At 33.1% G+C, this 23915-nt stretch carries 22 protein-coding genes; 21 read left to right on the forward strand and 1 reads right to left on the reverse strand.

All coding sequences use genetic code 11. The features are described from left to right. Position 1 precedes the first annotated feature (1 nt). From GS03_RS06950 to GS03_RS07055, 21 genes are all read left to right on the forward strand, one after another. Positions 2-1042 (forward strand): N-acetylneuraminate synthase family protein, encoded by a 1041-nt coding sequence (locus GS03_RS06950; protein ID WP_136151827.1) that lies wholly within the window; start codon positions 2-4, stop codon positions 1040-1042. Further along, positions 1032-2171 carry a UDP-N-acetylglucosamine 2-epimerase gene (gene neuC, locus GS03_RS06955; RefSeq protein WP_136151828.1) on the forward strand — a complete coding sequence of 380 codons (1140 nt, stop codon included), beginning with the start codon at positions 1032-1034 and terminating at the stop codon, positions 2169-2171. The genes GS03_RS06950 and neuC overlap by 11 nt, the downstream gene beginning before the upstream one ends. Positions 2172-2174: 3 nt before the next feature. Then, positions 2175-3044: an FkbM family methyltransferase gene (locus GS03_RS06960; RefSeq protein WP_136151829.1), complete on the forward strand. Its 870-nt coding sequence runs from the start codon at positions 2175-2177 to the stop codon at positions 3042-3044. Between the two features lie 86 nt (positions 3045-3130). Further along, positions 3131-4054 (forward strand): polysaccharide deacetylase family protein, encoded by a 924-nt coding sequence (locus GS03_RS06965; RefSeq protein ID WP_136151830.1) that lies wholly within the window; start codon positions 3131-3133, stop codon positions 4052-4054. Between the two features lie 3 nt (positions 4055-4057). Beyond that, entirely contained in the window at positions 4058-4891 is an 834-nt protein-coding gene (locus tag GS03_RS06970) for a GNAT family N-acetyltransferase (RefSeq protein ID WP_136151831.1), read from the forward strand. A 9-nt stretch (positions 4892-4900) separates the two neighbouring features. After that, complete coding sequence (locus tag GS03_RS06975; protein WP_136151832.1) at positions 4901-6298, forward strand: CDP-glycerol glycerophosphotransferase family protein; 1398 nt, start codon at positions 4901-4903, stop codon at positions 6296-6298. Beyond that, complete coding sequence (locus GS03_RS06980; RefSeq protein ID WP_136151833.1) at positions 6298-6861, forward strand: serine O-acetyltransferase; 564 nt, start codon at positions 6298-6300, stop codon at positions 6859-6861. Before GS03_RS06975 ends, GS03_RS06980 begins: the two co-directional genes overlap by 1 nt. Position 6862: 1 nt before the next feature. Beyond that, positions 6863-8011 carry a glycosyltransferase family 4 protein gene (locus GS03_RS06985; protein WP_136151834.1) on the forward strand — a complete coding sequence of 383 codons (1149 nt, stop codon included), beginning with the start codon at positions 6863-6865 and terminating at the stop codon, positions 8009-8011. Next, positions 8008-9549: a glycosyltransferase family 2 protein gene (locus GS03_RS06990; protein ID WP_246034018.1), complete on the forward strand. Its 1542-nt coding sequence runs from the start codon at positions 8008-8010 to the stop codon at positions 9547-9549. The genes GS03_RS06985 and GS03_RS06990 overlap by 4 nt, the downstream gene beginning before the upstream one ends. Before the next feature lie 2 nt (positions 9550-9551). Further along, positions 9552-10553 (forward strand): glycosyltransferase family 2 protein, encoded by a 1002-nt coding sequence (locus GS03_RS06995; RefSeq protein ID WP_136151835.1) that lies wholly within the window; start codon positions 9552-9554, stop codon positions 10551-10553. 12 nt (positions 10554-10565) lie between these two features. Then, the gene (locus tag GS03_RS07000) at positions 10566-11492 is read left to right on the forward strand and encodes a glycosyltransferase family 2 protein (RefSeq protein WP_136151836.1); all 927 of its coding nucleotides are present in this window, start codon (positions 10566-10568) and stop codon (positions 11490-11492) included. Further along, on the forward strand, positions 11482-12282 hold the full coding sequence (locus tag GS03_RS07005; protein WP_136151837.1) for an LbetaH domain-containing protein: 801 nt from the start codon (positions 11482-11484) through the stop codon (positions 12280-12282). The genes GS03_RS07000 and GS03_RS07005 overlap by 11 nt, the downstream gene beginning before the upstream one ends. A gap of 89 nt (positions 12283-12371) precedes the next feature. Further along, complete coding sequence (locus GS03_RS07010; protein ID WP_136151838.1) at positions 12372-13517, forward strand: acyltransferase family protein; 1146 nt, start codon at positions 12372-12374, stop codon at positions 13515-13517. 1 nt (position 13518) lies between these two features. Next, positions 13519-14634 (forward strand): dTDP-4-amino-4,6-dideoxygalactose transaminase, encoded by a 1116-nt coding sequence (gene rffA, locus GS03_RS07015; RefSeq protein ID WP_136151839.1) that lies wholly within the window; start codon positions 13519-13521, stop codon positions 14632-14634. Next, positions 14631-15875: a hypothetical protein gene (locus tag GS03_RS07020; protein WP_136151840.1), complete on the forward strand. Its 1245-nt coding sequence runs from the start codon at positions 14631-14633 to the stop codon at positions 15873-15875. The genes rffA and GS03_RS07020 overlap by 4 nt, the downstream gene beginning before the upstream one ends. Positions 15876-16040: 165 nt before the next feature. Then, positions 16041-16859: a class I SAM-dependent methyltransferase gene (locus GS03_RS07030; RefSeq protein ID WP_136151841.1), complete on the forward strand. Its 819-nt coding sequence runs from the start codon at positions 16041-16043 to the stop codon at positions 16857-16859. 6 nt (positions 16860-16865) lie between these two features. Beyond that, positions 16866-17984, forward strand: coding sequence for a glycosyltransferase family 4 protein (locus GS03_RS07035; RefSeq protein ID WP_136151842.1), 1119 nt, complete (start codon positions 16866-16868; stop codon positions 17982-17984). Further along, positions 17981-19054 (forward strand): glycosyltransferase, encoded by a 1074-nt coding sequence (locus GS03_RS07040; protein ID WP_136151843.1) that lies wholly within the window; start codon positions 17981-17983, stop codon positions 19052-19054. Before GS03_RS07035 ends, GS03_RS07040 begins: the two co-directional genes overlap by 4 nt. A gap of 3 nt (positions 19055-19057) precedes the next feature. Continuing rightward, complete coding sequence (locus tag GS03_RS07045; protein WP_136151844.1) at positions 19058-20398, forward strand: O-antigen ligase family protein; 1341 nt, start codon at positions 19058-19060, stop codon at positions 20396-20398. After that, positions 20370-21380, forward strand: coding sequence for a glycosyltransferase family 4 protein (locus GS03_RS07050; protein WP_246034020.1), 1011 nt, complete (start codon positions 20370-20372; stop codon positions 21378-21380). Before GS03_RS07045 ends, GS03_RS07050 begins: the two co-directional genes overlap by 29 nt. Before the next feature lie 46 nt (positions 21381-21426). After that, entirely contained in the window at positions 21427-22815 is a 1389-nt protein-coding gene (locus GS03_RS07055) for a sugar transferase (protein ID WP_136151845.1), read from the forward strand. On the opposite strand, the gene GS03_RS07060 is transcribed toward GS03_RS07055, so the two are convergent. Next, positions 22795-23913, reverse strand: coding sequence for a lipoprotein N-acyltransferase Lnb domain-containing protein (locus GS03_RS07060; protein ID WP_136151846.1), 1119 nt, complete (start codon positions 23911-23913; stop codon positions 22795-22797). The two genes, GS03_RS07055 and GS03_RS07060, sit on opposite strands and share 21 nt — an antisense overlap. Between the last annotated feature and the right edge of the window lie 2 nt (positions 23914-23915).

The following is a 23915-nucleotide window of genomic DNA, read 5'->3' on the forward strand; positions in this document are numbered from 1 at the left end:
AATGAATCCGTATATAGAAATAGCAGGAAGAAAAATTGGCCAGGATTTTCCACCATTAGTAATAGCTGAAATAGGAATCAATCATGAAGGCTCACTTAAAGTTGCCAAAGAAATGGTTGATGCCGCTTTCCGCGCCGGAGTTGAGGTTGTAAAACACCAAACTCATATTGTTTCTGACGAAATGAGTGGTGCTGCCAAAAAAGTAATTCCGGGGAATGCTGATGTTTCCATTTATGAAATAATGGAGCGCTGTTCTCTGAATGAAGCTGACGAATTAGAACTTAAAAATTATGTAGAAAGCAAAGGAATGATTTTTATTTCTACACCATTCTCAAGAGCTGCAGCCGAAAGGTTAAAAAAGTTTGATATACCGGCATATAAAATTGGTTCAGGAGAATGCAATAATTATCCGTTGCTGGAACATATTTGTAGTTTTGGGAAACCAGTGATTTTAAGTACTGGCATGAATACTATTGAAAGTGTGAAAAAAGCGGTTGCTATTTTTGATAAACACAAAATTCCGGTGGCCTTATTACATACGACTAATTTATATCCAACACCAATACATTTGGTTCGTTTTGGAGCTATGACACAATTGCACGAAGCATTTCCGGATAAGGTTTTTGGCTTATCGGATCACACGTTGAATAATAATGCATGTCTTGGTGCAGTCGCACTTGGAGGAAGTATTTTGGAGCGACATTTTACGGACCATATGCAACGAACCGGACCTGATATTGTTTGCAGTATGGACGAAAGCGCCTGTGCGGAATTAATAGTTTCTTCGAATGAAATATGGCAAATGCGTGGCGGACAAAAAGAACCCGCCAAAGAAGAACAGGTAACTATCGATTTTGCTTTTGCAACGGTTTGTTCTATTTTACCTATCAAAAAAGGGGATAAGTTATCCAAAGAAAATATCTGGGTGAAACGTCCTGGTACGGGTAAAATTTTAGCGGAACATTTCAATGATTTAATCGGAAAAACAGCAAATCGTGATATTGATAACGACGAACAATTAGACTTTACAGATTTTGAATAAAACAAAGAAAATCCTTTTTCTTACCGGTACACGTGCCGATTTTGGCAAAATAAAATCATTGATTTCAATCCTTGAAAATAATCAGGAATTTGAAGTTTTTGTTTTTGTAACTGGTATGCATTTACAAAAGGAATATGGATATACGCTTATCGAAATAGAACGCTGCAATTTCAAAAACGTTCACGCTTTTGAAAATCATACACACGAAACTACGATGGATTTGACTTTGGCAAAAACCATTGAAGGTTTTTCAAGCTATTGCAAACAAATAAACCCCGATTTGATTGTCATTCACGGCGATAGAGTTGAAACGTTAGCAGGTGCCATTGTAGGTTCGCTTAACAACATTTTAGTTGCCCACATCGAAGGTGGTGAATTGTCAGGAACGGTTGATGAACTGATTCGCCATAGCGTGACCAAATTGAGCCATATTCATTTTGTTTCCAATGATGAGGCCGCAAAGCGATTACTGCAAATGGGAGAAATAAAATCTTCTATTTTTACTGTAGGCTCTCCCGATATTGATATTATGTTTTCAGACAATTTGCCAACTCTTGAAAGTGTTAAGGAATATTATCAGATTGATTTCGACCAATACGCTATCGTTATGTTTCATCCGGTTACAACCGAAACTAAACAGATGAAGCAATATGCCGAAGATTTTGTTGAAAGTTTATTGGCCGTAAATGAAAATTTTGTGGTCATTTATCCTAATAACGATTTGGGAAGTAAATATATCATTGAAGCTTATCAAAAATTAAAAGGCAATCCTAATTTTAGAATATTTCCATCACTTCGATTTGAGTATTTTTTGGTTTTACTAAAAAAGGCAAAATTCATTATAGGCAACAGCAGTGCTGGAATTAGAGAAGCTCCTTATTATGGCATTCCCATTATTAATATTGGAACGCGTCAACAAAACAGAAGCTTAAATGCCGATATTATAAATGTTGACTATCAGAAACAAAATATTCTAGATGCGTTATGTTCTATTTCAGAGCATAAGCAAAGTCAGACTGACAATGATTTCGGAAAAGGAAATAGTGCCGAATTGTTCTTAAATTCTTTATTGTCAACCAAAATATGGGAAATAAGTCATCAAAAGCAGTTTAAAAACATCAATTTTTAAAGAATGCAGAAGCTGTTTCAATTGTATAGATTAGATTTTTTCAATGGAATTTTGGTTTTAAAATATCTTTTGAAAAGGATATTGCATTTCAAAACTTCCGAAAAAGAAAAGCAAATCAACGAATACTATTTTCATCTCATCACTTTTAACGGTTTTTTAAAACAGGAAAATGAAAAAGATTTTGTTGCCAATTACCCTGATTTTGGAGCAACGATTAAACTTAGAAAACGACCATCAAGCGACTTAAATGTTTTTGCTCAAATTTATCAATATCAGGAATACAAACCACTTGTTGCCGCTTTTCAGAAGCATTTCCCAACTGATACAATGCTCAACATTATTGATGCCGGAAGTAATATTGGTTTGACATCGGTCTATTTGGCTAAGCATTTTTCAAATTCTAATTTCATTACCATTGAACCTGATAGTTCAAATTTTGACAGTGTTAGTTATAATCTAAAGGCTAACGGAGTTAAAAACAGCATCCAAATAAAAGGCGGACTTTGGAGCAGAAATGCCAACCTGAAATTAGTCAAAGATTTTAGAGATAAAAAAGATTGGTCAATTCGGGTAGAAGAAACTTCTGAAGCTGCTGATTTAAAAGCATTTTCTATAAGTCATTTGATGCAGGAACATAAATTTGAAATGATTGACATACTCAAAATTGACATAGAAGGTTCTGAAAAAGAAGTTTTTACCGGAGCAAAGGCAGATGTTTCTTTTTTAGCCAATACAAAATGCATTGCTATTGAAATTCATGACGAGTTTGATTGCAGGGAAGCTATTTACAGCATTTTAAAGGATTATAATTTTGATTTTTTCGAATCAGGAGAATTGACTATAGGTATTAATAAAAATTTTGCAATTAAATAGCTATTACTTTTTATATTACTCATAAAATCAAGATATTTGAGCGTTCAATTTAAAAATAAGAATGCAAATCAAATATTATTTTTTCAATGCTAACGGTTAGTAACTATCATTATATCAGAGAAAATTTTGGCGCACCTTTCCCAAGTATCTTTGGCGTTACACCGGCTTCTTTTGAAAAGCAGATAGTTTTACTCAAGACTACTGGCAAGTTTATTTCTCCGGACTATCTTACAGACAATCTGGATTTTATTTTAAACTCAGCAGATAATTACATTTTGATAACGTTTGATGATGGTTTGAGAGAACAGTATGAAGTAGCTAAACCCATACTTGACAAGCATAACATCAAAGCATTATATTTTATAAATTCGATAAATCACATTGAAAAAGAAGTTTCATTAGTTCATAAAATTCATTTGGTTCGTTCACAAACAGAACCGAAGATTCTTCTGGAATATATTGAAACAAAATTATCTGATTGCGATGTCAAACTTTCAGAAAATGAAAAACAGAAAGCGGTTTCATATTATATTTATGATGATTTTAATAGTGCTTGTTTAAAGTATTTATTGAATTTTAAATTAACATCAATCCAGTTAAAAAATGTGATTGACAGTTTGTTTTCTGATAAATTTGATTCAGAAAAAATAGGCACTGATTTATATATGAATCACCAACAGTTGCAGGATTTAGCGAATGGGAATATGCTGGGAAGCCATTCACACAGCCATTTTGCATTAGGTTTGTTAAGTCCGAAAGCTATTGAAAATGAAATGTCAAAAACGATACAGTTTTTAAACTCATTTAAAGAGAATGCCAATTTGACCATAAGTTATCCATACGGAACAAAAGAAGCATGTTTGTCACCGGTTCCTCAAACTGCGGCCGCTTTAGGTCACAAAATCGGTTTTACAATGGAAAGAGGAAGCAATGTTTCCGGTGCTGATAAACTTCTTTTAAAGAGATTTGATTGTAATGATTTATTGGGCGGAAAAGATTTTAAAAATTAAATTATGATTACACGAGAGGCAACCATAGAAGATTGGGATAAGTTATTTGTTTTTTTCTCTAAAATTTACAGAGAGAATCATCCATTGCAGAATAAAGATTTTTGGCAATGGCAATACGGGAATAAAGAATTTGGACGTTCCTTTATTTGTCTTAATGATTCAGATACAATTGTAGGACACGTTGGTGCCAACTTTGGAGGTGAAATGGCTTGGATTATAAATGTATATTTAGAAGAAGAATGTAGAGGAAAAGGGATATTAGGAAGATTATATGAATTAGCCAGAAATTATTATCCATTGGCGGCCACAGCAGCAAATCAGGCTGGACTTGGTTTATACAGAAATATGCGCTGGATTAGGTATTATGATTTAGTACGATATGTGAAAATTAATCCAAACATAAGTAATCCAACAACTGAAAGTGTTTGCATTCCAATTGAAGTAGATACAGAAAAACTTATAATCAAAGACTCTCATTATTTCCAGCAACCATCATTGGATGGATTACTGTTAAATTCAGGGTCAAAAGCAGTTTGTAACAAAAGAGTTGGCGGTATAAGAATGGTTGATATTGAAGATTTAACCACATCGGAAAATCAAATCTGGGAATTAGGATATTTATGGATTGATTATATAACATCCTGGAATGACTTAAAAACAATTGAATTAGAAAAAAATAATTGGGTTCTTGATTATAAAAGTGTTGTTCCATGGCGTTTAAATCCTTTACAAAAAGACTATTTTTGCGATATAACTTTTCTTTCAGAGAAGCCTTTAGACAACAATTTTATTGTTCACAGATCGTTTTCAGATCATGGTAGAATTGGAAGTTTGTAATTAAAATCAATGAGCGACAAAAAGATATTTATATTATTACCAGATGGTCTTGGATTGAGAAACTTTGGTTATACTGACTTTTATAAAAAATCAGCCGACAACAATTCTGAGATTATTTTCTGGAACATAACCCAGTTTCCCTTAACTGATTTGGGTTATAAGGAATTAAAAATCAGCAATGCTAAACTTCATCCGCTAACGGATTTTTATAAAAGTGCAAAAGTTCAGGTTGAGTTTAATTTGAATATTAAAAAAACCAAGGATAAAGTATACAATAGATATAGGTTTCCCTTTCGATATAATACGGTTAAATCGGCTGTCAAAAGTGGTTTAATTAATTTCCTAACTCTTACTCATTCAACAAATTGGGGATTAGTAAGAATTAGAAAAAAAATTAATGAAAGTGAAAGAAAAACACTTTATTATCACGAATCTTTAACCACTTTAGAAAGGGAAAAACCTGCGATAGTTTTTTGTACAAATCAAAGGCATATTACAACTGTCGCACCTCTTCTTGCCGCAAAAGATTTGGGAATTCCAACCGCTACATTCATTTTTTCATGGGATAATTTGCCCAAGGCAACTATGGTAGTTGAGACCGATTATTATTTTGTGTGGAGCGATTATATGAAGGATGAATTGCTTTTTTATTATCCTTACATTAAACCGGAACAAGTAATTGTTACCGGAAGTCCGCAGTTTGAAATGCATTTTGACAAAAATAATTTGTTACCCAAAGAAGAATTTTTCAGGCAAAATGGTTTAGATTTATCAAAAAAATATATCTGTTTTTCCGGCAATGATGAAACTTCAAGCCCTGATGATCCGAAGTATTTGATAGATATTGCAGAAGCAGTAAGAAAGTTAAACGCACAAGGAAATAATATTGGGATTATATTCAGAAAGAGTCCAGTTGATTTTTCAGGAAGATTTGATTTTATTTTAGAAAAGTATTCTGAAGAAGTTGTTTTTGTTGACCCACTTTGGAAAGCGATGTCTACAGCATGGAATTCGATTCTGCCAACAATTAAAGATGATGTTTTATTTTCTAACTTAGTCGAATATTCCGAATTGCTTATCACTATTGGTTCTTCAACAGTTTTTGATTTTACAGCACATAATAAACCTACAGCATATTTAAGATATAATCAGCAGGAGCAATTGGATAAGAAATGGGATATTCATAAATGTTATAGTTATGTTCATTTCCGTTCGATGCCTTCACAAGAAGTAGTTTTTTGGATTGATAATCCTGAAGAAATATCGGCAGCTATTTTAAATGCTGTGTCAAATAACAAGAGAAACTTAGACCAGGCTCAAAAATGGTTCGAAAGAATTAATCAGCATCCGCCACAATTAGCCTCTGAAAGAATATGGAATGCGATAAATGAAATTTGTAAAACATAATGCTGAGAGAATATATTTTATCCGATTTTAAACGTTGTGGCATCCAAAAGATATCTTTTGGAGTGTTGTTTTCTACATTTTATATCCAACCAAATCCGGGTTTGAAATTCATGACAATTTTTCGTTTAACCCAGCATTACAGAAGAAAAAACAGAATGTTGTTTTATTTTTTCTTTTTGTGGCTCAGACGATTAAAAGTTAAATATGGATTTGATATTTCGTATCGAACTCAAATAGGAAAAGGATTTTATATCGGTCATTTTGGAAATATTGTCATTCATGGCGATACTGTTATTGGAGAAAACTGTAACATCTCACAAGGAATGACCATTGGTATTAGCAATTACGGAGAAAAAAAGGGAGTTCCAACTATTGGGAATCGTGTTTTTATTGGTCCAAATGCCGGAGTTTTTGGCAATATTACCATTGGCAATAATGTAACGATTGGTGCCAATGCAGTAGTAACCGAAAGTATTGCAGACGGAAAAACTATTTTGACTTCAAAAATGACCGTTTTGGATAAAGATTTATCGCCTTATTATATTCATAACAGCTCCAACTAATATGAAAATTGCTTTTCTAACACCAGAATTTCCACATCCAAAAATGGGTCCGGCTGGCGGAATTGGAACAAGTATTTTGAATCTTTCCAAAGGATTGATTGGGTTAGGGCATGAAGTAAGTGTTTTAGTGTATGGTCAAAAAGAAGACGGCTTTTTTGTAGAAGACGGAATTTCTTTTTACAGCATTAAAAACGTAAAACTAAAAGGATTTTCCAGACTTTTAACTCAAAATAAAATTCAAAAACTAATTAATAAGCTGGTCAAAGAAAGCAAAATTGAAATCCTTGAGGCCGCAGACTGGACAGGAATAACGTCTAATATAAAGCCAAAATGCCCGGTTGTTATCCGTCTGAATGGTTCAGATACTTATTTTTGTCATTTGGATAATCGTCCGGTAAAATTTTGGAACAAATTTCATGAAAAACGTGCGTTGCAAAATGCTAATGGGTTACTTTCCGTTAGTCAATACACGGCAGCTGTAACCAAAGAATTATTTTCATTGGAGCGCGATTTTACGATTATTCCCAACTCCATTGATATTAATAAGTTCTCGGAAAGCGTAGCTAATGTTGAGGAGAATACCATTTTATATTTTGGAACTTTAATTAGAAAAAAGGGACTTTTAGAATTACCATTGATTTTTAACGAAGTGTATAAGCAAAACAATGCCGCCAAATTAATTTTGATTGGCCGTGATTCTTCGGATATTATTTCGGCAAATGTTTCCACTTGGACGATGATGCAATCGTTATTTGATGGAAACGCTTTGAAAAATGTGAATTATATTGGCAGTGTTGCTTATGACAAAATCAGGGAACATATTAGTTCGGCTTCCGTTTGTGTTTTTCCAACCTTTGCCGAAGCATTACCAGTTTCCTGGATAGAAGCCATGGCGCTAAAAAAAGCAATTGTTGCCTCCGATATTGGTTGGGCAACCGAAGTTATAGATGACGGAGTAAATGGTTTTTTAGTGCATCCCAAAAATCATAAAATGTATGCTGATAAAGTTTTAGAATTACTTGAAAATAAGGAGTTAAGAAACCAATTTGGCACAGAAGCCAGAAAGAAAGTGGAACAAAAATTTAGCATTGAAGTAGTTGCCAAACAAAGTTTAGCATTTTATCAGGAAGAATTAAACAAGCATAAATGATAGTACTCAAAGAATATACTACAAAGAAAGGCGAGCAAATCCTTTATAGCGGAAACCCGAATTTTGACAGTTTAGAAGAATTGTCAGAAGGAGTTGGGGATATTTGGCACAGCTCTTTTGAACAAGGATATAAAAATGCTTTCCCTGAATTGGTATATCAAACAGCTACTTTTTTTTGGTTTCTTAAAGACTTTGACAATCTGGATGTTTGTGTTAGTTGGAGAGTGAATCCAAATAATTTTGCCGTACGTAAATCGGTTTGGGAAGCGCTGAAAGGATTTGATGCTGATTATAAAAACAGTCAAATGCAGGCATTGGATTTTGGTTACAATGCGTTGCGGATTAGTGGTGCAATTCCACTTTATGTTAAAGGATTGTTTGAAAGTGATGCGAAAGAAAAAATTACAATTTCTGCCAAAGACCGATATACTTTTTTTATTAAAAACTTCAAAATTGACCATTCGATTTTCATGATTTACCGTGAAGGTTTTTGGAAATTTAAAGAATGGAATGCCTTTTTTTACGCTAGGAAAAATTACAAAAAATCTGGTGCGAAACCTATCCTTACGCCACGTGAACTGAAGCCGATTCAGGGAAGCCCGACAGTGAGTTATATCATTCCGACGATGATGCGGCAGGATTTTACTTTAAACTTATTAGATGATTTGTCTAAACAGAGTTATAAACCCACTCAAGTTGTTATCGTTGACGCAACACCAGTTGACCAAAGAGATGCCAGCTTGTATAATCAGACTAATTATTCATTCGAATTGATTGTAAAATGGCAGGAAACAAAAGGAAGTTGCAGAGCCCGAAATGAGGCCATTGCGTTATGTAATGGCGATTATGTGATTTTTGGTGATGATGATATCAGATTGCCAGCAGATTATGTTCAGAACCACATTAGTTTTTTACAAACCTATGGTGCCGGAGCATGTAACGGACTTGATATTCGGGCTGATCATCAAAAACAAAATCTGGATGATCTGAAGCATAAACTGGATAATTATGGTCACGGAAGATTCTTGTCGGGTGTTGCCCAAATCTATAATAATGCTAATAATTGTGTCAAAAAAGAATATGTTGATGCCTTGGTTGGAAACGATGTAAACTATGATGGTGGCTATGGAGAAGATATCGATTATGGGTTTGATTTATTAAAAGCTGGTGTCATTGTACTTCAAAATCCATATTCCACAAATTTGCATTTGAAACCTCCGGTTGGTGGTTATCGTTTTTGGGGAAATCAGGCAAAAATAACTGGGAAGAAAAGGAAAAAACAACCATGGGAACTTGATACTCCGGTAAAATGGATTCGTCCCGTTCCGAGCCCGACATTGATGTATTATTACTATAAACAATTTGGCAAAGAAACGGTAAACGAATACCGGCATAAATACTTTTTCCTGTTTCTTTTTAAAGGTCCAAAATTGTCAATGCCTTTGCGATTTTTGAAAATGCCATACCGACAATTACAGTTTAACAAATCTATTTTTTATGCCAAGAAGCTTCTGAAACTTGGTAAAAGAACCCAATAATTATGAATTTCACTCTGATAGTTTGCACCTATATGCGTCCTGTTCCTTTGCTGAATCTGTTGAATTCAGTAAAGCAGCAAACATTTTATCCGAATGAAATTCTAATAATCGATGGTTCAACAAACAGTGAAACGGAAGAGGTTTTGGGAAAAAATCATTTTGAAAATTTGAAATATTTCCGAGTTCCGCCAGAGCATAGAGGCTTAACCAAGCAACGTAATTTTGGCGTTTCAAAAGTGGCCAACGATTCAGCAATTATTTGCTTTTTGGATGATGATACGGTTTTGGCACCAAATTATTTTGAAGAAATCATCAAAGTATATACTGTTTTTCCTGATGCACTTGGTGTTGGCGGTTATATAAACAACGAAACAAAATGGGAAAAAGTAGCTGAGGATTATGTTCCAACTATAAAAGAGTTTGCCTATGATGGTTGGAAACAAAATGATGGAAGCCGGTTTGTTTTAAGAAAAAGATTTGGATTAGACAGTGATACAAAGCCTGGATTTTTACCCGAATTCTCTAATGGTAGAAGCATTAGTTTTTTACCACCATCAGCTAAAATATATGAAGTAGAGCAATTAATGGGAGGCGTTTCTTCTTTCAAAAAATCGGTCTTTGATACGTTTGCATTTTCTACTTATTTTGAAGGTTATGGCTTGTATGAAGATGCCGATTTTACGCTTCGACTTTCCAAAACAGGTAAATTATATGTCAATACAAATGCACAACTCGGACATTTTCATGACGAATCAGGAAGACCTAACAAATACCAATATGGTAAAATGGTAGTTAGAAATGGCTGGTATGTTTGGCGCGTTAAATATCCAAATCCTTCTTTGAAAGCCAAATTTAAATGGAATGCCATCGTATTATTGTTGACTTTTATTAGATTTACCAATATATTTACAACAAACAAAAGGCAAGAAGCTTTTACCGAGTCATTAGGAAGAATGGTCGGTTGGTTTAGTTTGTGGTTCGACAAACCAAAGATTAAATCGTAACTAATTTAAGATATGAAATTATCAATAGTATCGCCGGTTTATAAAGCCGAAACGATTATTCCGAGTTTGGTAGAAAGAATTGAAAAATCAATTGCCAAAATAACGGATGATTATGAAATTTTATTAGTTGAAGACTGTGGTCCTGATAATTCGTGGCGCGTTATCGAAAAGATTGCTGCTACTAATTCGAGAGTAAAGGGAATCAAATTAAGCAAAAACTTCGGTCAGCATCCAGCTATCAATGCCGGACTTTCTCTTGCAAAAGGCGATTGGATAGTGGTTATGGATTGTGATTTGCAAGACCAGCCCGAAGAAATCGAAAAGCTTTACAGTAAAGCAATGGAAGGATTTCAAATTGTCCTCGCTAAAAGAAGTAACCGAAAAGATGGTTTTTTAAAAAAGCTTTCGTCTAAATTTTTCTTCAAAGTATATAGTTATTTAACCGATACTAAGTTTGACAACTCCATTGCTAATTTTGGTATTTATGACAAAAAAGTAATAACCGAAGTTTTAGAGATGAATGATTATATAAAATCATTTCCTTTGTTTGTCAATTGGGTTGGTTTTAACTCGGCAACCGTCGAGGTAGAACACGCCGAAAGAGCTTCCGGGAAATCTTCCTATAGTTATTCAAAATTATTAAGTCTTGCTTTTAATACCATTATTTCCTTTTCCAATAAGCCTTTAAAATTATTTGTGAAGTTTGGTATGGCCATGTCATTAATTTCTTTTTTGGTTGGGATAGTGACTATTTTCAGATATTTTTCAGGTGAAATTAGTGTTTTAGGGTATAGTTCGCTGATGGTTTCTATATGGTTTTTATCAGGTGTTATTATAACAATTATTGGTATAGTAGGCATTTATATTGGTAAAATATTTGACCAAACCAAGGGAAGAAAACCATTTGTAATTCAAAAAACGGTTAACTATGAAGTATAATAATATTGATGCGGATGAAATAGTCATAGGCAAAAATACCATCATCGAACCTTCGGCTAAAATTAGAGGCGTTAGCGGTAAAGCAAAAAAAATAGTAATTGGAGACAACTGTTATATAGGCGAAAATGTTCAGATAATCTGTGATGACTTTGCTTTAGGCGACTATTCCAAAATACAACACAATACCAATGTTCACGGCTACTTACCTTGTCATATTGGACATAATGCCTGGATAGGACAATTTACCATAATTGATTCTATTGGAGGAACCACCATTGGAAACAATTGCGGAATTGGAGCACATTCCCAAATTTGGAGCCACATTAAGTATGGAGACACACTCGAAGGTTGTCGTTTTTTAACAGAAAAACCAATGATAATTGGAAACGATGTTTGGTTCGTCGGGCATTGTATAGTGTCGCCAATAGTTGCCGAAGATAAATCAATGGCGATGGTTGGTTCGGTAATTACAAAAAACATGAGTTTTAACGAAATTTATGCCGGTTCTCCAGCCAAATCAATATCAGATAAAATTGGTTTTCAGTTTGAAACGGTTAGCATTGAAGACAAACTTGCTAAAATGAAATTGTATCTCAACGAATGGGATAGTTCCTGTCAAAAAATTAAGTTGGTTACAGACAATTCCGAAATTGATTTCTCTGATTCCGGACGTACTTATTTTAACGTAGCAGACAGAACCTATACCAAAACCGGGAGCAATGAAGAAGTTAGTTTTATGAAGTTTTTACTTCCGGCAAAGGCTAAATTTGTACCGATTAGTAATCAATAAGGCGATTTTATTCAACGAATACTATCTAAGAGCGTAAAAAAAAGTTGATAGTATTGAAATAGAATAAATATTAGAAGTAAATTATTGAAATGAAAATAAAACAACTTTTTTTTTTAAACGGATTAAATGAACTAAGAGCGATTGCCGCTCTTTTGGTTGTTTTGCATCATATTGAACTGAATAATACTATAAATTCATTTCACAGTAATTTTAGCTTTAGTAATTATTTTATAGGCAATATTGGCCAAAATGGCGTTTTCTTATTTTTTGTTTTAAGCGGATTTTTGATAAGCTATTTGTTGTTATTAGAAAAAGAAAAAAATCAGACAATCCAATTGAAAAAATTCTTTTTAAGGAGAATTTACAGAATATGGCCGTTGTATTATTTTGTTTTTGCAATAGCTGTAATTTTGATTCCATTATTAGCTACCAATTTTGATATTTTTAAAGAAGACCCCTTGTCTTATAATCAAATAATTGACACCCATAATTACGGAATTAAAGGCATATTGTTTTATTTGTTTTTTATGCCAAATGTTGCTTTATGGTCGGGATATTTAATGGTTGGTTGTTCTCAGGCTTGGTCTGTTGGTGTAGAAGAACAATTTTATCTAATCTGGCCATTACTAATTTTATTTCTCAATAGAAAAATAATAATACGGGTTTTCCTTTTGTTGTTTTTTGTTTTTCCAATAGCGATTTTCTTGGCTAAAAATGGTTTTATTCCTTACCCATTTTCGGTTATTATGGTATCAATTCCATTTCATTTTATGGCCATCGGTTCTATCGGAGGTTATTTTTTCTTTTACAAAAAGGAACTTGTTGAACGATATACAAAATCAAAATTCCTATACGCTTTAATAGTAATGCTGATTTTACTTTTTGTTTCCGTGCCGGTTTTCAGAATTGAAGTTCAGGAAATAGTGGTTAGCCTTCTTTTTTTGGCTTTGATTTTATGCAGTATAAACGATAAAAATCCAATCGTTTTCAGAAATAAGCAGTTCGCATTCCTGGGGAAGATATCCTATGGGATTTATATGTACCACACTTTTGTGATGTTTCTGGTGTTTCCTTTTATCAATAAATTTTATACCTACAATCAAAATGGTTTTATTTATAACCTTTTAATTTATCCATTAATTTTTATTATTACAATATTAATTAGTTATTTGTCCTATAAATACTTTGAATCCAAATTCATAGAAATTAAAGATTCAAAATATAAAACAGTTTAAAATGATTCCCTTCAACAAACCTTATCTCACTGGTAAAGAAATAGTCTACATTGAAGATGCTGTAAAAAAAGGCAAGATTTCGGGTAATGGTTATTATACCCAACGTTGTCATGATTTTTTTGAAAAGAAGTATGGCTTTAATAAGTGTTTGTTGACGACTTCGTGTACGGATGCACTTGAAATGGCCGCCATTTTGATTAATATTAAAGAAGGAGATGAGGTAATCATGCCTTCTTTTACGTTTGTTTCTACAGCTAATGCTTTTGTATTGCGTGGAGCCAAAATTGTTTTTGCTGACAGCAGATCGGATCATCCGGGAATGGATGAAGAAAAACTGGAAGCACTTATTACAGCAAAGACAAAAGCCATAGTGCCGGTTCATTATGCCGGAGTAGCTTGTGATATGGATAAAATCATGAGTCTGGCTCATCAATACAATTTGTTTGTCATTGAAGATGCAGCTCAAGCCATTGACAGCTTTTATACCGGTAAAGACGGAATTAGGAAACCACTGGGTTCTATAGGTCATTTGGCTGCATTCTCATTTCATGAAACTAAAAATATAATTTCAGGAGAAGGCGGAATGTTAGTCATTAACGATAAAAGCTTTGCTCAAAGAGCCGAAATAATTTGGGAAAAGGGGACTAATCGGTCTGCTTTTTTCAGAGGCGAAGTAGATAAATACAGCTGGGTTGATATTGGATCCAGCTTTTTACCATCCGAAATAGTAGCTGCTTTTCTTTGGGCACAATTGGAGAACATTGAAGATATCCAAAAAGTGAGAATTTCACATTGGGAAAAATATTATAATGAACTTCAAGATTGGGCTTTAAAAAATGAGATAACACTTCCTGTAGTTCCATCCTATGCCACCAATAATGGACATATGTTTTATCTGGTTTGTAAGTCGATAGAACAAAGACAGGCAATTATTGATAAATTGAAAAGCAAAGATATACTGGCTGTTTTTCACTATATCAGTTTGCACAGTAGCGTTTTTAATAAAACTAATAATATAATTCCCGAATTAAACCAAAGCGATAAGTACTCTGATTGCTTATTGAGATTGCCATTTTTTTATGAATTAAATATTCGGGAAATAATCGAAGCCTTATGAATAAATTACATTTGAAATACACCAATACTTTTGAACTTTTGTTTAAAATAGGAGCTTTGTCCTATTTAGCCGTATCCTTTTTTTATTTTTTCTTCATTGCCGGAGCAGGTGGAGGAGATGAAAGTTTATTTATTAGTGACTTAGTTTTTATAAAAACAAATGGTTGGATTGCAGCAATAGAGAAAAGTATTTGTATTCCTTATATGCTTTTGGCCTATCCGTTTTCTTTAATCTTTGAAGAACACATTGCTTTACGGTTTACGAATCTTATTTTACTGCTAGCTTTGGTCGGCTATTTTTTTAAAGTGGTAAAAATCAAGTCGGCTAATTTCTATTATTATTTGGCATTTTATATAGCAACAGTGGCCTTTTTCTTTGTGGGAACTAATGACGAACTCTTTTTTATAGGTGTCCTCATTTTTATGACCGAGGTTTTTTATTTTATTGAGAATAAAAAAATGAATAATGAGATTCTCGCTTTTTCAGGTTTGATAATTTCCTTTTTTACCAGAGAATTATTTTATGTATATCTGCCTGTGATAATCTTTGGCTTTTTCTTTCTGTATAAGAATGGGTTTAACTTTTTTACTAAAAAGATGATTTTACCGTTGCTACTGTTTTGTTTTTTTATTTTGGTCAACATTCCTAGCATAAAAACCAATCATAAATTGTCTTATGATGATAAAAGACCATCAAGTAAAATTGCCACATGGACACAGAGACAGTATTTGGCGCAATTAATGGTGAATAAGGACGAGCTGCCAAATTTTCAGCATCCAAGTTGGGAAGAAACGGAAGCTTATTTGAAAAAAAACGGACCTAATTCTCTGCCTGATGGTATTATAACAGGAATGACTTTCGATTATGCTCTGACAATAACGGAATTTTTCAAAGACTTTTACTATTCTATGTTTTATGGATTTAGGCAATTAGGATTAATTCTATTATTTCCTTTCTTTTTCATTGCAATGAATTTTAAAAAAGAAAAGCTGTTGAGTGCCAAATTTTTTATACCCTACTCACTGATCGCGATGATTTCCATTTTATCATTAATTATAATTTCTTATGTAGAACTCAGATGGTATATTTCAGTTTTTCTGCTTGCCATAGTGTTTTACAATTATCAGCAAACCAAAAACAATATAAACAGTAATTTTATTTTCCTTAATTATTTTGTTTTGGCGTGTTTCTCTCTATATGGTGTTTATGGTCTACTGCATAGGTTTATTGGAGTTATATAAGTTATTGTAAAGAAATCGTATTGATTCAGGACTAATGGTCATATTATATTGGCAGTTATAAGATTTAGCAATATATTTACAACCAGGAAAAGAAGCATTTACCGAATTTAATGGAAGAATAGTTGGTTGGCTTTCATTATTCATTAATAAACCTCTTTAATAAAGATGAAAACTCAGGAAGAAATCATAGAAATCAATAAAAAGCAAAAAGATTTTTATAATTATAAAAGTGATAAAAAAAACTTGCCAACCCGAATTTGGTATTATTTCAGAGAGAAAACACTAAAAAAAATCAGAAAAGATATAGGCATTCTTAGCGAATCCTATGAAATACATAAAACGTGGTTTGGCGATTTGTCCAATAAAAAAGTATTGGATTTAGGTTGTTTTGCCGGCAATCACTGGAGTTTGTATATGGCTGAAAACAGCAAGGAATTTATTGGTCTTGATTTGAGTGATGTTGCCATAGCAAGGCTAGCCGAAAGAATTAAACCATACCCAAACGCTAAAGCTGTTGCTGCTGATTTTCTTTCGGAAACCGATTTCCCGGATAAAGATTTTGACATCATTTATGCTTATGGTGTTTTGCATCATTTTCAAAATCCGGATGTTTTAATAGCCAAACTTGATGAAAAATTAGCACCTGGTGGTGTTGTTATAAGTTATGATCCTTTAGAAACCAGTTTGCCAATCAAAATTATGCGTGTTCTGTATCGCCCGTTTCAATCGGATAAAGATTGGGAATGGCCGTTTACTAAAAAAACGTATTTTAAATTCGCTAAAACTTTTAATATTGTTGAGCGTCACGGACTTTTAGGCCAGGCCAAATGGTATTTTATTATGAATTTTATTCCCTTCTTATCTGAAGAGAAAAAACAAAGCATTGGAAAAAAATGGCATAAAAAAGATTGGGATTTGTCTGCGAAATCAGACAGCCAATTATTTAAATGTATGCATTTGACTATGTTAATGCAAAAAAAATAAATCGCGATGAAGTTTGCCATAATAACTCATGTCATTCATGGTAAAGAATTGGGAAACTATTTTGGTTATGAACCTTATGTTCGCGAAATGAATTTATGGATAAAGAACGTTTCCGAAGTTTTACTGGTTGCGCCTTTACATTCTACTCCCAAAAGTCCTATACAAGAATTTTATCAGCATGAAAAAATAACATTTGTTCCTGTTGCTAATTTTGACATTTCCAGTTTTAAAAACGCTTTACATTCTTTGATGGTAATGCCTTCAATAGTTTGGAAAATGTACAAAACTATGAAAAATGCCGACCATATTCATTTGCGTTGTCCTGGAAACATAGGTTTGTTAGGTTGTTTGGTTCAAATACTTTTTCCGGCCAAACCTAAAACCGCAAAATATGCGGGCAACTGGGATTTAAGTGCAAAGCAGCCATTGAGTTATCGTATTCAAAAATGGATTTTGAGCAATACGTTTTTAACCAAAAACATGCAGGTTTTAGTCTATGGCGAATGGGAGAACAGCACAAAAAATATAAAGCCTTTTTTCACAGCAAGTTATTTTGAAAAAGATAAAATAGAAGTAAAACCCAGAGAATTAAAAGGGAAAATTTCATTTCTTTTTGCGGGAACACTTTCCAATGGTAAACAACCTTTGTATGCCATCAAATTAGTGGAAGAACTTTATAAGAATGGCAATGCTATTCAATTAACACTATATGGTGAAGGAAATGAAAGAGCGATGCTTGAGCATTACATCTCTGAAAATAAATTGGAAAATGTTATTTTTCTTAAAGGCAACCAAAATCAGGAAGTGATTAAAAAGGCTTATTTAGAAAATCATTTTGTAGTTTTACCATCCTTGAGTGAAGGTTGGCCAAAAGTGGTAGCCGAAGGAATGTTTTGGGGTTGCTTGCCCATAGCTTCAAAAGTTTCCTGTGTTCCCAATATGCTTGAAAATGGGAATAGAGGTTTGTTGCTCGATTTGAAATTAAACCAGGATGTTCAAAATATCCAATCAATTCTAAATGATAATAATTTGTATCAGGATAAAGTGAATAAAGCAATTCAATGGTCGAGACAGTATACTATGGATGTTTTTGAAGCCGAAATTAAACTGCTTTTAAAATCATGAGAACAGTTCAAATTATTGACTCATTAGAAATTGGCGGAGCCGAAAAAATGGCAATTAATTATGCTAATGCACTTTCTGTTACCAATGAGTTTTCAGGTTTAGTTGCCACAAGAGCTGAAGGAAAATTGAAAAATCAGTTGAGTGATTCGGTTTCGTATCTTTTCTTAAAGAAAAAGGCAACTATTGATTTTGGTGCTGTTTTTAGATTAAGAAAGTATTGCAAGGAAAACAAAGTCGAATTTCTTCAGCCACATAGCAGCTCTTATTTCACAGCCTTATTGGTTAAATTTGTTTACCCAAAAGTCAAAATAATCTGGCATGACCACAATGGTTTGAGTGAATTTATCAGCTCTGAAAAATCATTTGCGTTAAAGATTGCCTCTTTTTTTTTCAAGGGTATCATTGTGGTAAATTACAAGCTCAAAGCATGGGCAGAAAAAGAGTTGAATTGCCAAAACGTAATTTATTTGCCTAATTTTACCACTATTGATAACGCTGCGAGTACTGAAACTGTTTTAAAAGGAGAATCGGGGAAAAAGATACTCTGTCTCGCCAATTTACGAGATCAAAAGAATCACTTTTTGTTGCTGGAAGTAGCCGAAAAGTTGAAGCAATCGCATCCGGATTGGTCATTTCATTTAGTGGGAAAAGATTTTGAAGATGACTATTCAGCCAATGTCAGAGCAGCAATTGTAAATAAGAATTTAGAAGAAAATGTTTTTATATATGGTTCAAAAAACGATATTAAAAACATTATAAATCAATCAGACATCGCCATTCTGACTTCAAAATCAGAAGGTTTGCCTATAGCTTTAATTGAATATGGGCTTTCGAAAAAGCCAGTGGTTTCAACTAAAGTTGGTGAAATACCATTAATAATCAAAGATGGAATTAATGGGTTTATTGTTGATGTAAATGAGGCAGATTTGTTTTATCAAAAACTAGTGAGGTTTATAGATGAAAATGATTTACGCATTCAAATGGGGAATTCGCTGCATCAAACCATTTTAGAAAATAATTCAGAAGAGGGTGTTATTGCTAAGTACTTAAACTGGGTTTTAAGTTTATAAAATATGAAAGAAAGAAACTATATTTTATTAATTCTTTTACATGCTGCAATTGCGGTTTTAATTTTCCTTGTGCGACCATTCTCGGTTATGTATGCTATCGCTATACCGGCAGTTGGTTTATACTATGTAATAAAAACGCAAAATAGAAATAACGAAGTGTTATATGTATCTGCGTATATCGTTGGGAGCGAAGTACTTTTGAGAATGACAGGAGGTAATTTACTTTATGAATCCTCTAAATATGGTGTGATGGTATTTCTGGCTTTGGGAATGTATTATAGTGGATTTTCTAAAAATGCAGTGCCATATTGGATTTATCTGTTATTGCTATTACCCGGTGTAATTATAGCGACTGAAACACTAAACATGCAAACGGATGTCAGAAAGGCAATAGCGTTCAATATTTCCGGACCGGCTTGTCTTGGTATTGCATCACTATATTGTTACAATCGGAAAATTTTTCTTTCACAGCTTAACGGAATATTATTGGCCTCGGCATTGCCTGTATTTGCAACCACGATTTATTTAATTTTATACACTCCGGATTTAAAAGAAGTCCTGGTAGGAACTGGGTCGAATAATGCAACATCCGGTGGATTTGGACCTAATCAAGTGGCCACTTTAATGGGGCTTGGAATGTTTGTCTTTCTCTCTAGATTACTCTTAGAATCTAAAACAAAATTGTTGTTTTTTATAAATATAATTATACTATTCAACATTACTTACAGAGGTTTAGTTACATTTTCAAGGGGAGGAATGATTACTGGTTTTATAATGATAACAGTATTAATTTTATATTTATTTATAAAATCAAAAAGCCAAGGGAAATATAATATTTATCGATTGTTAATTTTTATGATGGGCGCCTTTTTTGTGACTTGGTTATATACTTCCAATCAAACAGGTGGATTAATTGATAAACGATATGCCAATCAAGATGCAGCAGGAAGAGTGAAGGAAAGTAAATTTTCGGGGAGGGAAGAAATTTGGGATAGTGAAATAGCTGATTTTCTTGATAATCCGGTTTTTGGTATTGGAGTTGCAAAAGCACTGGAAATAAGAGAGGAAAAATCAGGTGGATACATTGTTGCATCTCATAGTGAAATTTCAAGAACACTAGCTGAACACGGAACAATGGGGATAATAGCATTATTAATAGTTTTATTTACGCCGATTTTCTTATTTCTTGATAATCAGCAACATATATACTTGTTTTGCTTCGTTATATTCTGGTTGCTAACAATTAATCATGCTGCAATGCGGTTAGCCGCACCAGCTTTTGTATATTCGCTATCGTTATTAAAAGTATTTATTGGTGAAGAACCTCCTTTACATAGGGAATAAATTATCAGATCATGGATATACTTCTACTTCTATTGAAACATTAGGAATGTTTCTGGAAGCAGAAGGTTTTCATGTTTATTATGCTTCATCCAAAAAAAATAAAGTCTCGCGAATGTTTGAGATGATATTGAAAACATTCAAATATGCCAGAAAAGTTGATTATGTTTTAATTGACACCTATAGTACTAAGAATTTTTGGTATGCTTTTATTATTTCCCAGCTTTGCAGAATTCTAAATTTAAAATACATACCTAAACTTCACGGTGGTAATTTGCCAAGTAGAATTGTGCGAAGTAAATTCTTTTCAAATTTAATTTTTAAAAATGCCTATATAAATATTGCACCATCTTATTACTTATTAGAAGCTTTTAAAAAAAGTGGGTATACGAATTTAAAATATATTCCCAATACCATTGAAATGCAATTGTATCCATCTACAGTTAAAGAATTTAAATCACCAAAAATACTTTGGGTAAGATCATTTGCTAAAATATACAATCCGTTAATGGCGGTTAAAGTTTTTATCAAAATAAAGGCTGCTTTTCCTGAAGCCAAAATTTGTATGGTAGGTCCCAAAAAAGATGATAGTTATTCAAAAACTTTAAAATTTGCCAAAAAAAATAATATCGAAGTCATTTTTACAGGCAAATTGTCAAAAACAGATTGGATTGAATTGTCAAAAGACTACAATGTTTTTATAAATACAACACATTTTGATAATACACCCATTAGTGTTATTGAAGCCATGGCTTTGGGCTTACCGGTTGTGTCAACAAATGTTGGTGGAATTCCTTATTTATTAGAGCATGACGTAAATGCACTTTTGGTAAACGATGACGATGTTGATGGTATGACAGATCAAATTAACCGACTTTTCACAGAACCAAATCTGGCCAATACTTTATCGGAAAAAGGCAAAGAATCGGTTCAAAGCTTTGATTGGGAAATAGTTAAAAAGCAATGGATAGAATTACTCGTTTAAAAGGTTTTTAGTAACTTGCGACTTCAAAATTCTTTTACCCCAAGAAATGAACAAATACAAGGATATACATTTTGAAGTATCGGAAAGAAAAATTCTTTTACGGATTTTTGACGTTATTTCTGTACTTCTTTCTTTGTATTTAGTTGGTATTGTATTCAAATTCAATTATTTCAATATTTCGACCACCAATTTTTATTGGACAATTGTATTAGGGATTTACCTGAATTTTATTGGGTCTGTTTTTGAAATGTATAACCTGCAGGTTGCCAGCAATCAATTTCAGGTTATAAAAAGTATCATCCTTACTTCATCAATAACGGTTTTGATGTATTTATTAACGCCGGTTTATACGCCGCTTCTTCCAACTAACCGTCTTCAAATACTCATTTTTTACCTGGCTATTTTTGTAGCATTATTTATATGGAGAATGATTTATGTGCGTTTTTTTGCGTCCAATAGATTTTCAAAAAAAGTAATTCTGATTTGTGATAAAGAACAACTCAAAGAACTGGTTCATGCGCTCGAAAGTGCTGATCCACATTATCGTGTTTTAGGGTTTGTTAACTCTGATAGTGCCAATACCAAAACAAATGATAAAATAAAAAGCATTGACATTAATAATCTTGAAGCATTTGTCAAGGAAAATTCAATTTCAGAAGTTGTAATTGCCTCCCAAAAAACAGATGGAATAACCGTAAATCTTTATAACCAATTGATACATTTATTAGAAAACGGTTATATAATTAGAGAGTATACACAGGTTTATGAAAATATTACGCAACGAATTCCGGTGCAATATGTTTCCCGGGATTTTTACCGTTATTTCCCATTTAGCAGAAGCAACCAAAATCATTTTTACTTAATTATTGTACGTCTTTTTGAGATTATATTTTCACTAATTGGTTTATTAATAGGTCTAGTGATTTTACCATTAATTTTGATTGGAAACCTTTTTGGAAACAGAGGAAAATTATTTTACACTCAGGAAAGAGTAGGTAAGAATGGTAAAATTTTCAATATTGTCAAGTATAGGACAATGGTTAAGAATGCTGAAGAAGAAGGTGCAGTTTTTGCCACGACAAATGATAGCAGAGTAACACCATTTGGGAAAATAATGCGAAAGTCGCGTATGGACGAAATACCACAGTTTATCAATATTCTTAAAGGTGATATGGCCGTAATTGGACCAAGACCAGAGCGTCCGATTTTCGTAAGCGAAATTGCCGAAGTGATGCCGTTTTATGAAACACGTCACGTTATAAAGCCTGGACTAACAGGCTGGGCACAGGTGAATTATTCTTATGGTGAAACTATTGACGATAGCCTGATTAAACTTCAATACGATTTGTATTATATCAAGCACCGAAGTATTTTTCTGGATGTTAATATCATATTCAAAACCCTGAGCACCGTTTTACTTTATCGGGGACAATAATTTCAAAGGGTTTCTCCCATTCAATTTCAATAAAATATACAGATTGGTTACAATAAATGGCATCATTATCATCAGATGTGGTTTTGTTAGCATCAGTATGCAGTATATCAAAAGCAATATCAACAATGTGGCGTTAAGCTTTTTCAAAAAATTATTCTTCGCAAACGGAATCAAAAGAAACAGCGGATTAAAGAGCAGCGCATTGTAATTCCATAACAATTCCTCATGTTGGGAATATAAACCAATCAGGCATAGAAAAAGCCCCAAAATGCCACAAACAAAAAGATAGCCTTTAAATAAAAAAAGTTTGTTGGTAATTACCAATAACAGAAGCACCACACAAATCAAGTAAATGCTATCGAAAAACGAGAATTGAGGCTGACTAGAAACTCCCTGAACTACAGTTTCCTTTTTTGAAACCAATGGTTTTCCGTCTACTGTAGCTTTATCTAAACTGTTCAGCAATTCTATAGGAAGAAACAACTTCTCTGCATTTTGGTCGGTTTTGGCTCCAAAAACAATATTAATTCCCAATTTATACCAAAAATAATTCTCGAAATAAGGATATAAAACCGTTCGGTAGCTAATCGATTTATCGTCTACTTTCTGAATTTTTTCAGTGCCAAACAAACCGTTTATTTTATTGACAACCATTGAGGTACAGTTTCTGTCAATAAATTTATAGGTATAACTTTTTTCGTCCGAAAGCAACGATTTATTTAGTGCGTCAAATAGTTCCTGTTTTTTTGCTAGCGGTAAGTTTAGCGTCTGTTCAATAACCTGCCTTCTTTCTAATTTGTATTCAAAAACAAAATCATCATATGAAGTTACTTTCATATAATACTGCAAATCGCCTTTTACAAATTTGAAGTAGAAATTTTCAGTCCTGAAATCAAAATAACCATAATTATATACTACATCAAGCGCATTATTTGGGTCAGTGATTCTAAGTGCGGTGTGCCCAAAAGTAGAATACAATTCTTCACCCCTGTCGCAGGTAAAAATACTAACCTGTGCGTCAGCAGAAAGATTTGGTTCCTGCGAAAATGCAATGAAACTATACAAGAGTAAGGAAAAACAAAGAATTTTTTTGAGCATAA

This window comes from Flavobacterium sangjuense (assembly GCF_004797125.1).
Taxonomy (GTDB): Bacteria; Bacteroidota; Bacteroidia; order Flavobacteriales; family Flavobacteriaceae; genus Flavobacterium; species Flavobacterium sangjuense.

Excerpts from the sequence above, each read along its gene's own strand:
- GS03_RS06950 (WP_136151827.1), top strand. The coding sequence starts at position 2 with ATGAATCCGTATATAGAAATAGCAGGAAGAAAAATTGGCCAGGATTTT.
- GS03_RS06960 (WP_136151829.1), top strand. The coding sequence starts at position 2,175 with ATGCAGAAGCTGTTTCAATTGTATAGATTAGATTTTTTCAATGGAATT.
- GS03_RS06965 (WP_136151830.1), top strand. The coding sequence starts at position 3,131 with ATGCTAACGGTTAGTAACTATCATTATATCAGAGAAAATTTTGGCGCA.
- GS03_RS06970 (WP_136151831.1), top strand. The coding sequence starts at position 4,058 with ATGATTACACGAGAGGCAACCATAGAAGATTGGGATAAGTTATTTGTT.
- GS03_RS06975 (WP_136151832.1), top strand. The coding sequence starts at position 4,901 with ATGAGCGACAAAAAGATATTTATATTATTACCAGATGGTCTTGGATTG.
- GS03_RS06980 (WP_136151833.1), top strand. The coding sequence starts at position 6,298 with ATGCTGAGAGAATATATTTTATCCGATTTTAAACGTTGTGGCATCCAA.
- GS03_RS06985 (WP_136151834.1), top strand. The coding sequence starts at position 6,863 with ATGAAAATTGCTTTTCTAACACCAGAATTTCCACATCCAAAAATGGGT.
- GS03_RS06990 (WP_246034018.1), top strand. The coding sequence starts at position 8,008 with ATGATAGTACTCAAAGAATATACTACAAAGAAAGGCGAGCAAATCCTT.
- GS03_RS06995 (WP_136151835.1), top strand. The coding sequence starts at position 9,552 with ATGAATTTCACTCTGATAGTTTGCACCTATATGCGTCCTGTTCCTTTG.
- GS03_RS07000 (WP_136151836.1), top strand. The coding sequence starts at position 10,566 with ATGAAATTATCAATAGTATCGCCGGTTTATAAAGCCGAAACGATTATT.
- GS03_RS07005 (WP_136151837.1), top strand. The coding sequence starts at position 11,482 with ATGAAGTATAATAATATTGATGCGGATGAAATAGTCATAGGCAAAAAT.
- GS03_RS07010 (WP_136151838.1), top strand. The coding sequence starts at position 12,372 with ATGAAAATAAAACAACTTTTTTTTTTAAACGGATTAAATGAACTAAGA.
- rffA (WP_136151839.1), top strand. The coding sequence starts at position 13,519 with ATGATTCCCTTCAACAAACCTTATCTCACTGGTAAAGAAATAGTCTAC.
- GS03_RS07020 (WP_136151840.1), top strand. The coding sequence starts at position 14,631 with ATGAATAAATTACATTTGAAATACACCAATACTTTTGAACTTTTGTTT.
- GS03_RS07030 (WP_136151841.1), top strand. The coding sequence starts at position 16,041 with ATGAAAACTCAGGAAGAAATCATAGAAATCAATAAAAAGCAAAAAGAT.
- GS03_RS07035 (WP_136151842.1), top strand. The coding sequence starts at position 16,866 with ATGAAGTTTGCCATAATAACTCATGTCATTCATGGTAAAGAATTGGGA.
- GS03_RS07040 (WP_136151843.1), top strand. The coding sequence starts at position 17,981 with ATGAGAACAGTTCAAATTATTGACTCATTAGAAATTGGCGGAGCCGAA.
- GS03_RS07045 (WP_136151844.1), top strand. The coding sequence starts at position 19,058 with ATGAAAGAAAGAAACTATATTTTATTAATTCTTTTACATGCTGCAATT.
- GS03_RS07055 (WP_136151845.1), top strand. The coding sequence starts at position 21,427 with ATGAACAAATACAAGGATATACATTTTGAAGTATCGGAAAGAAAAATT.
- GS03_RS07060 (WP_136151846.1), bottom strand. The coding sequence starts at position 23,913 with ATGCTCAAAAAAATTCTTTGTTTTTCCTTACTCTTGTATAGTTTCATT.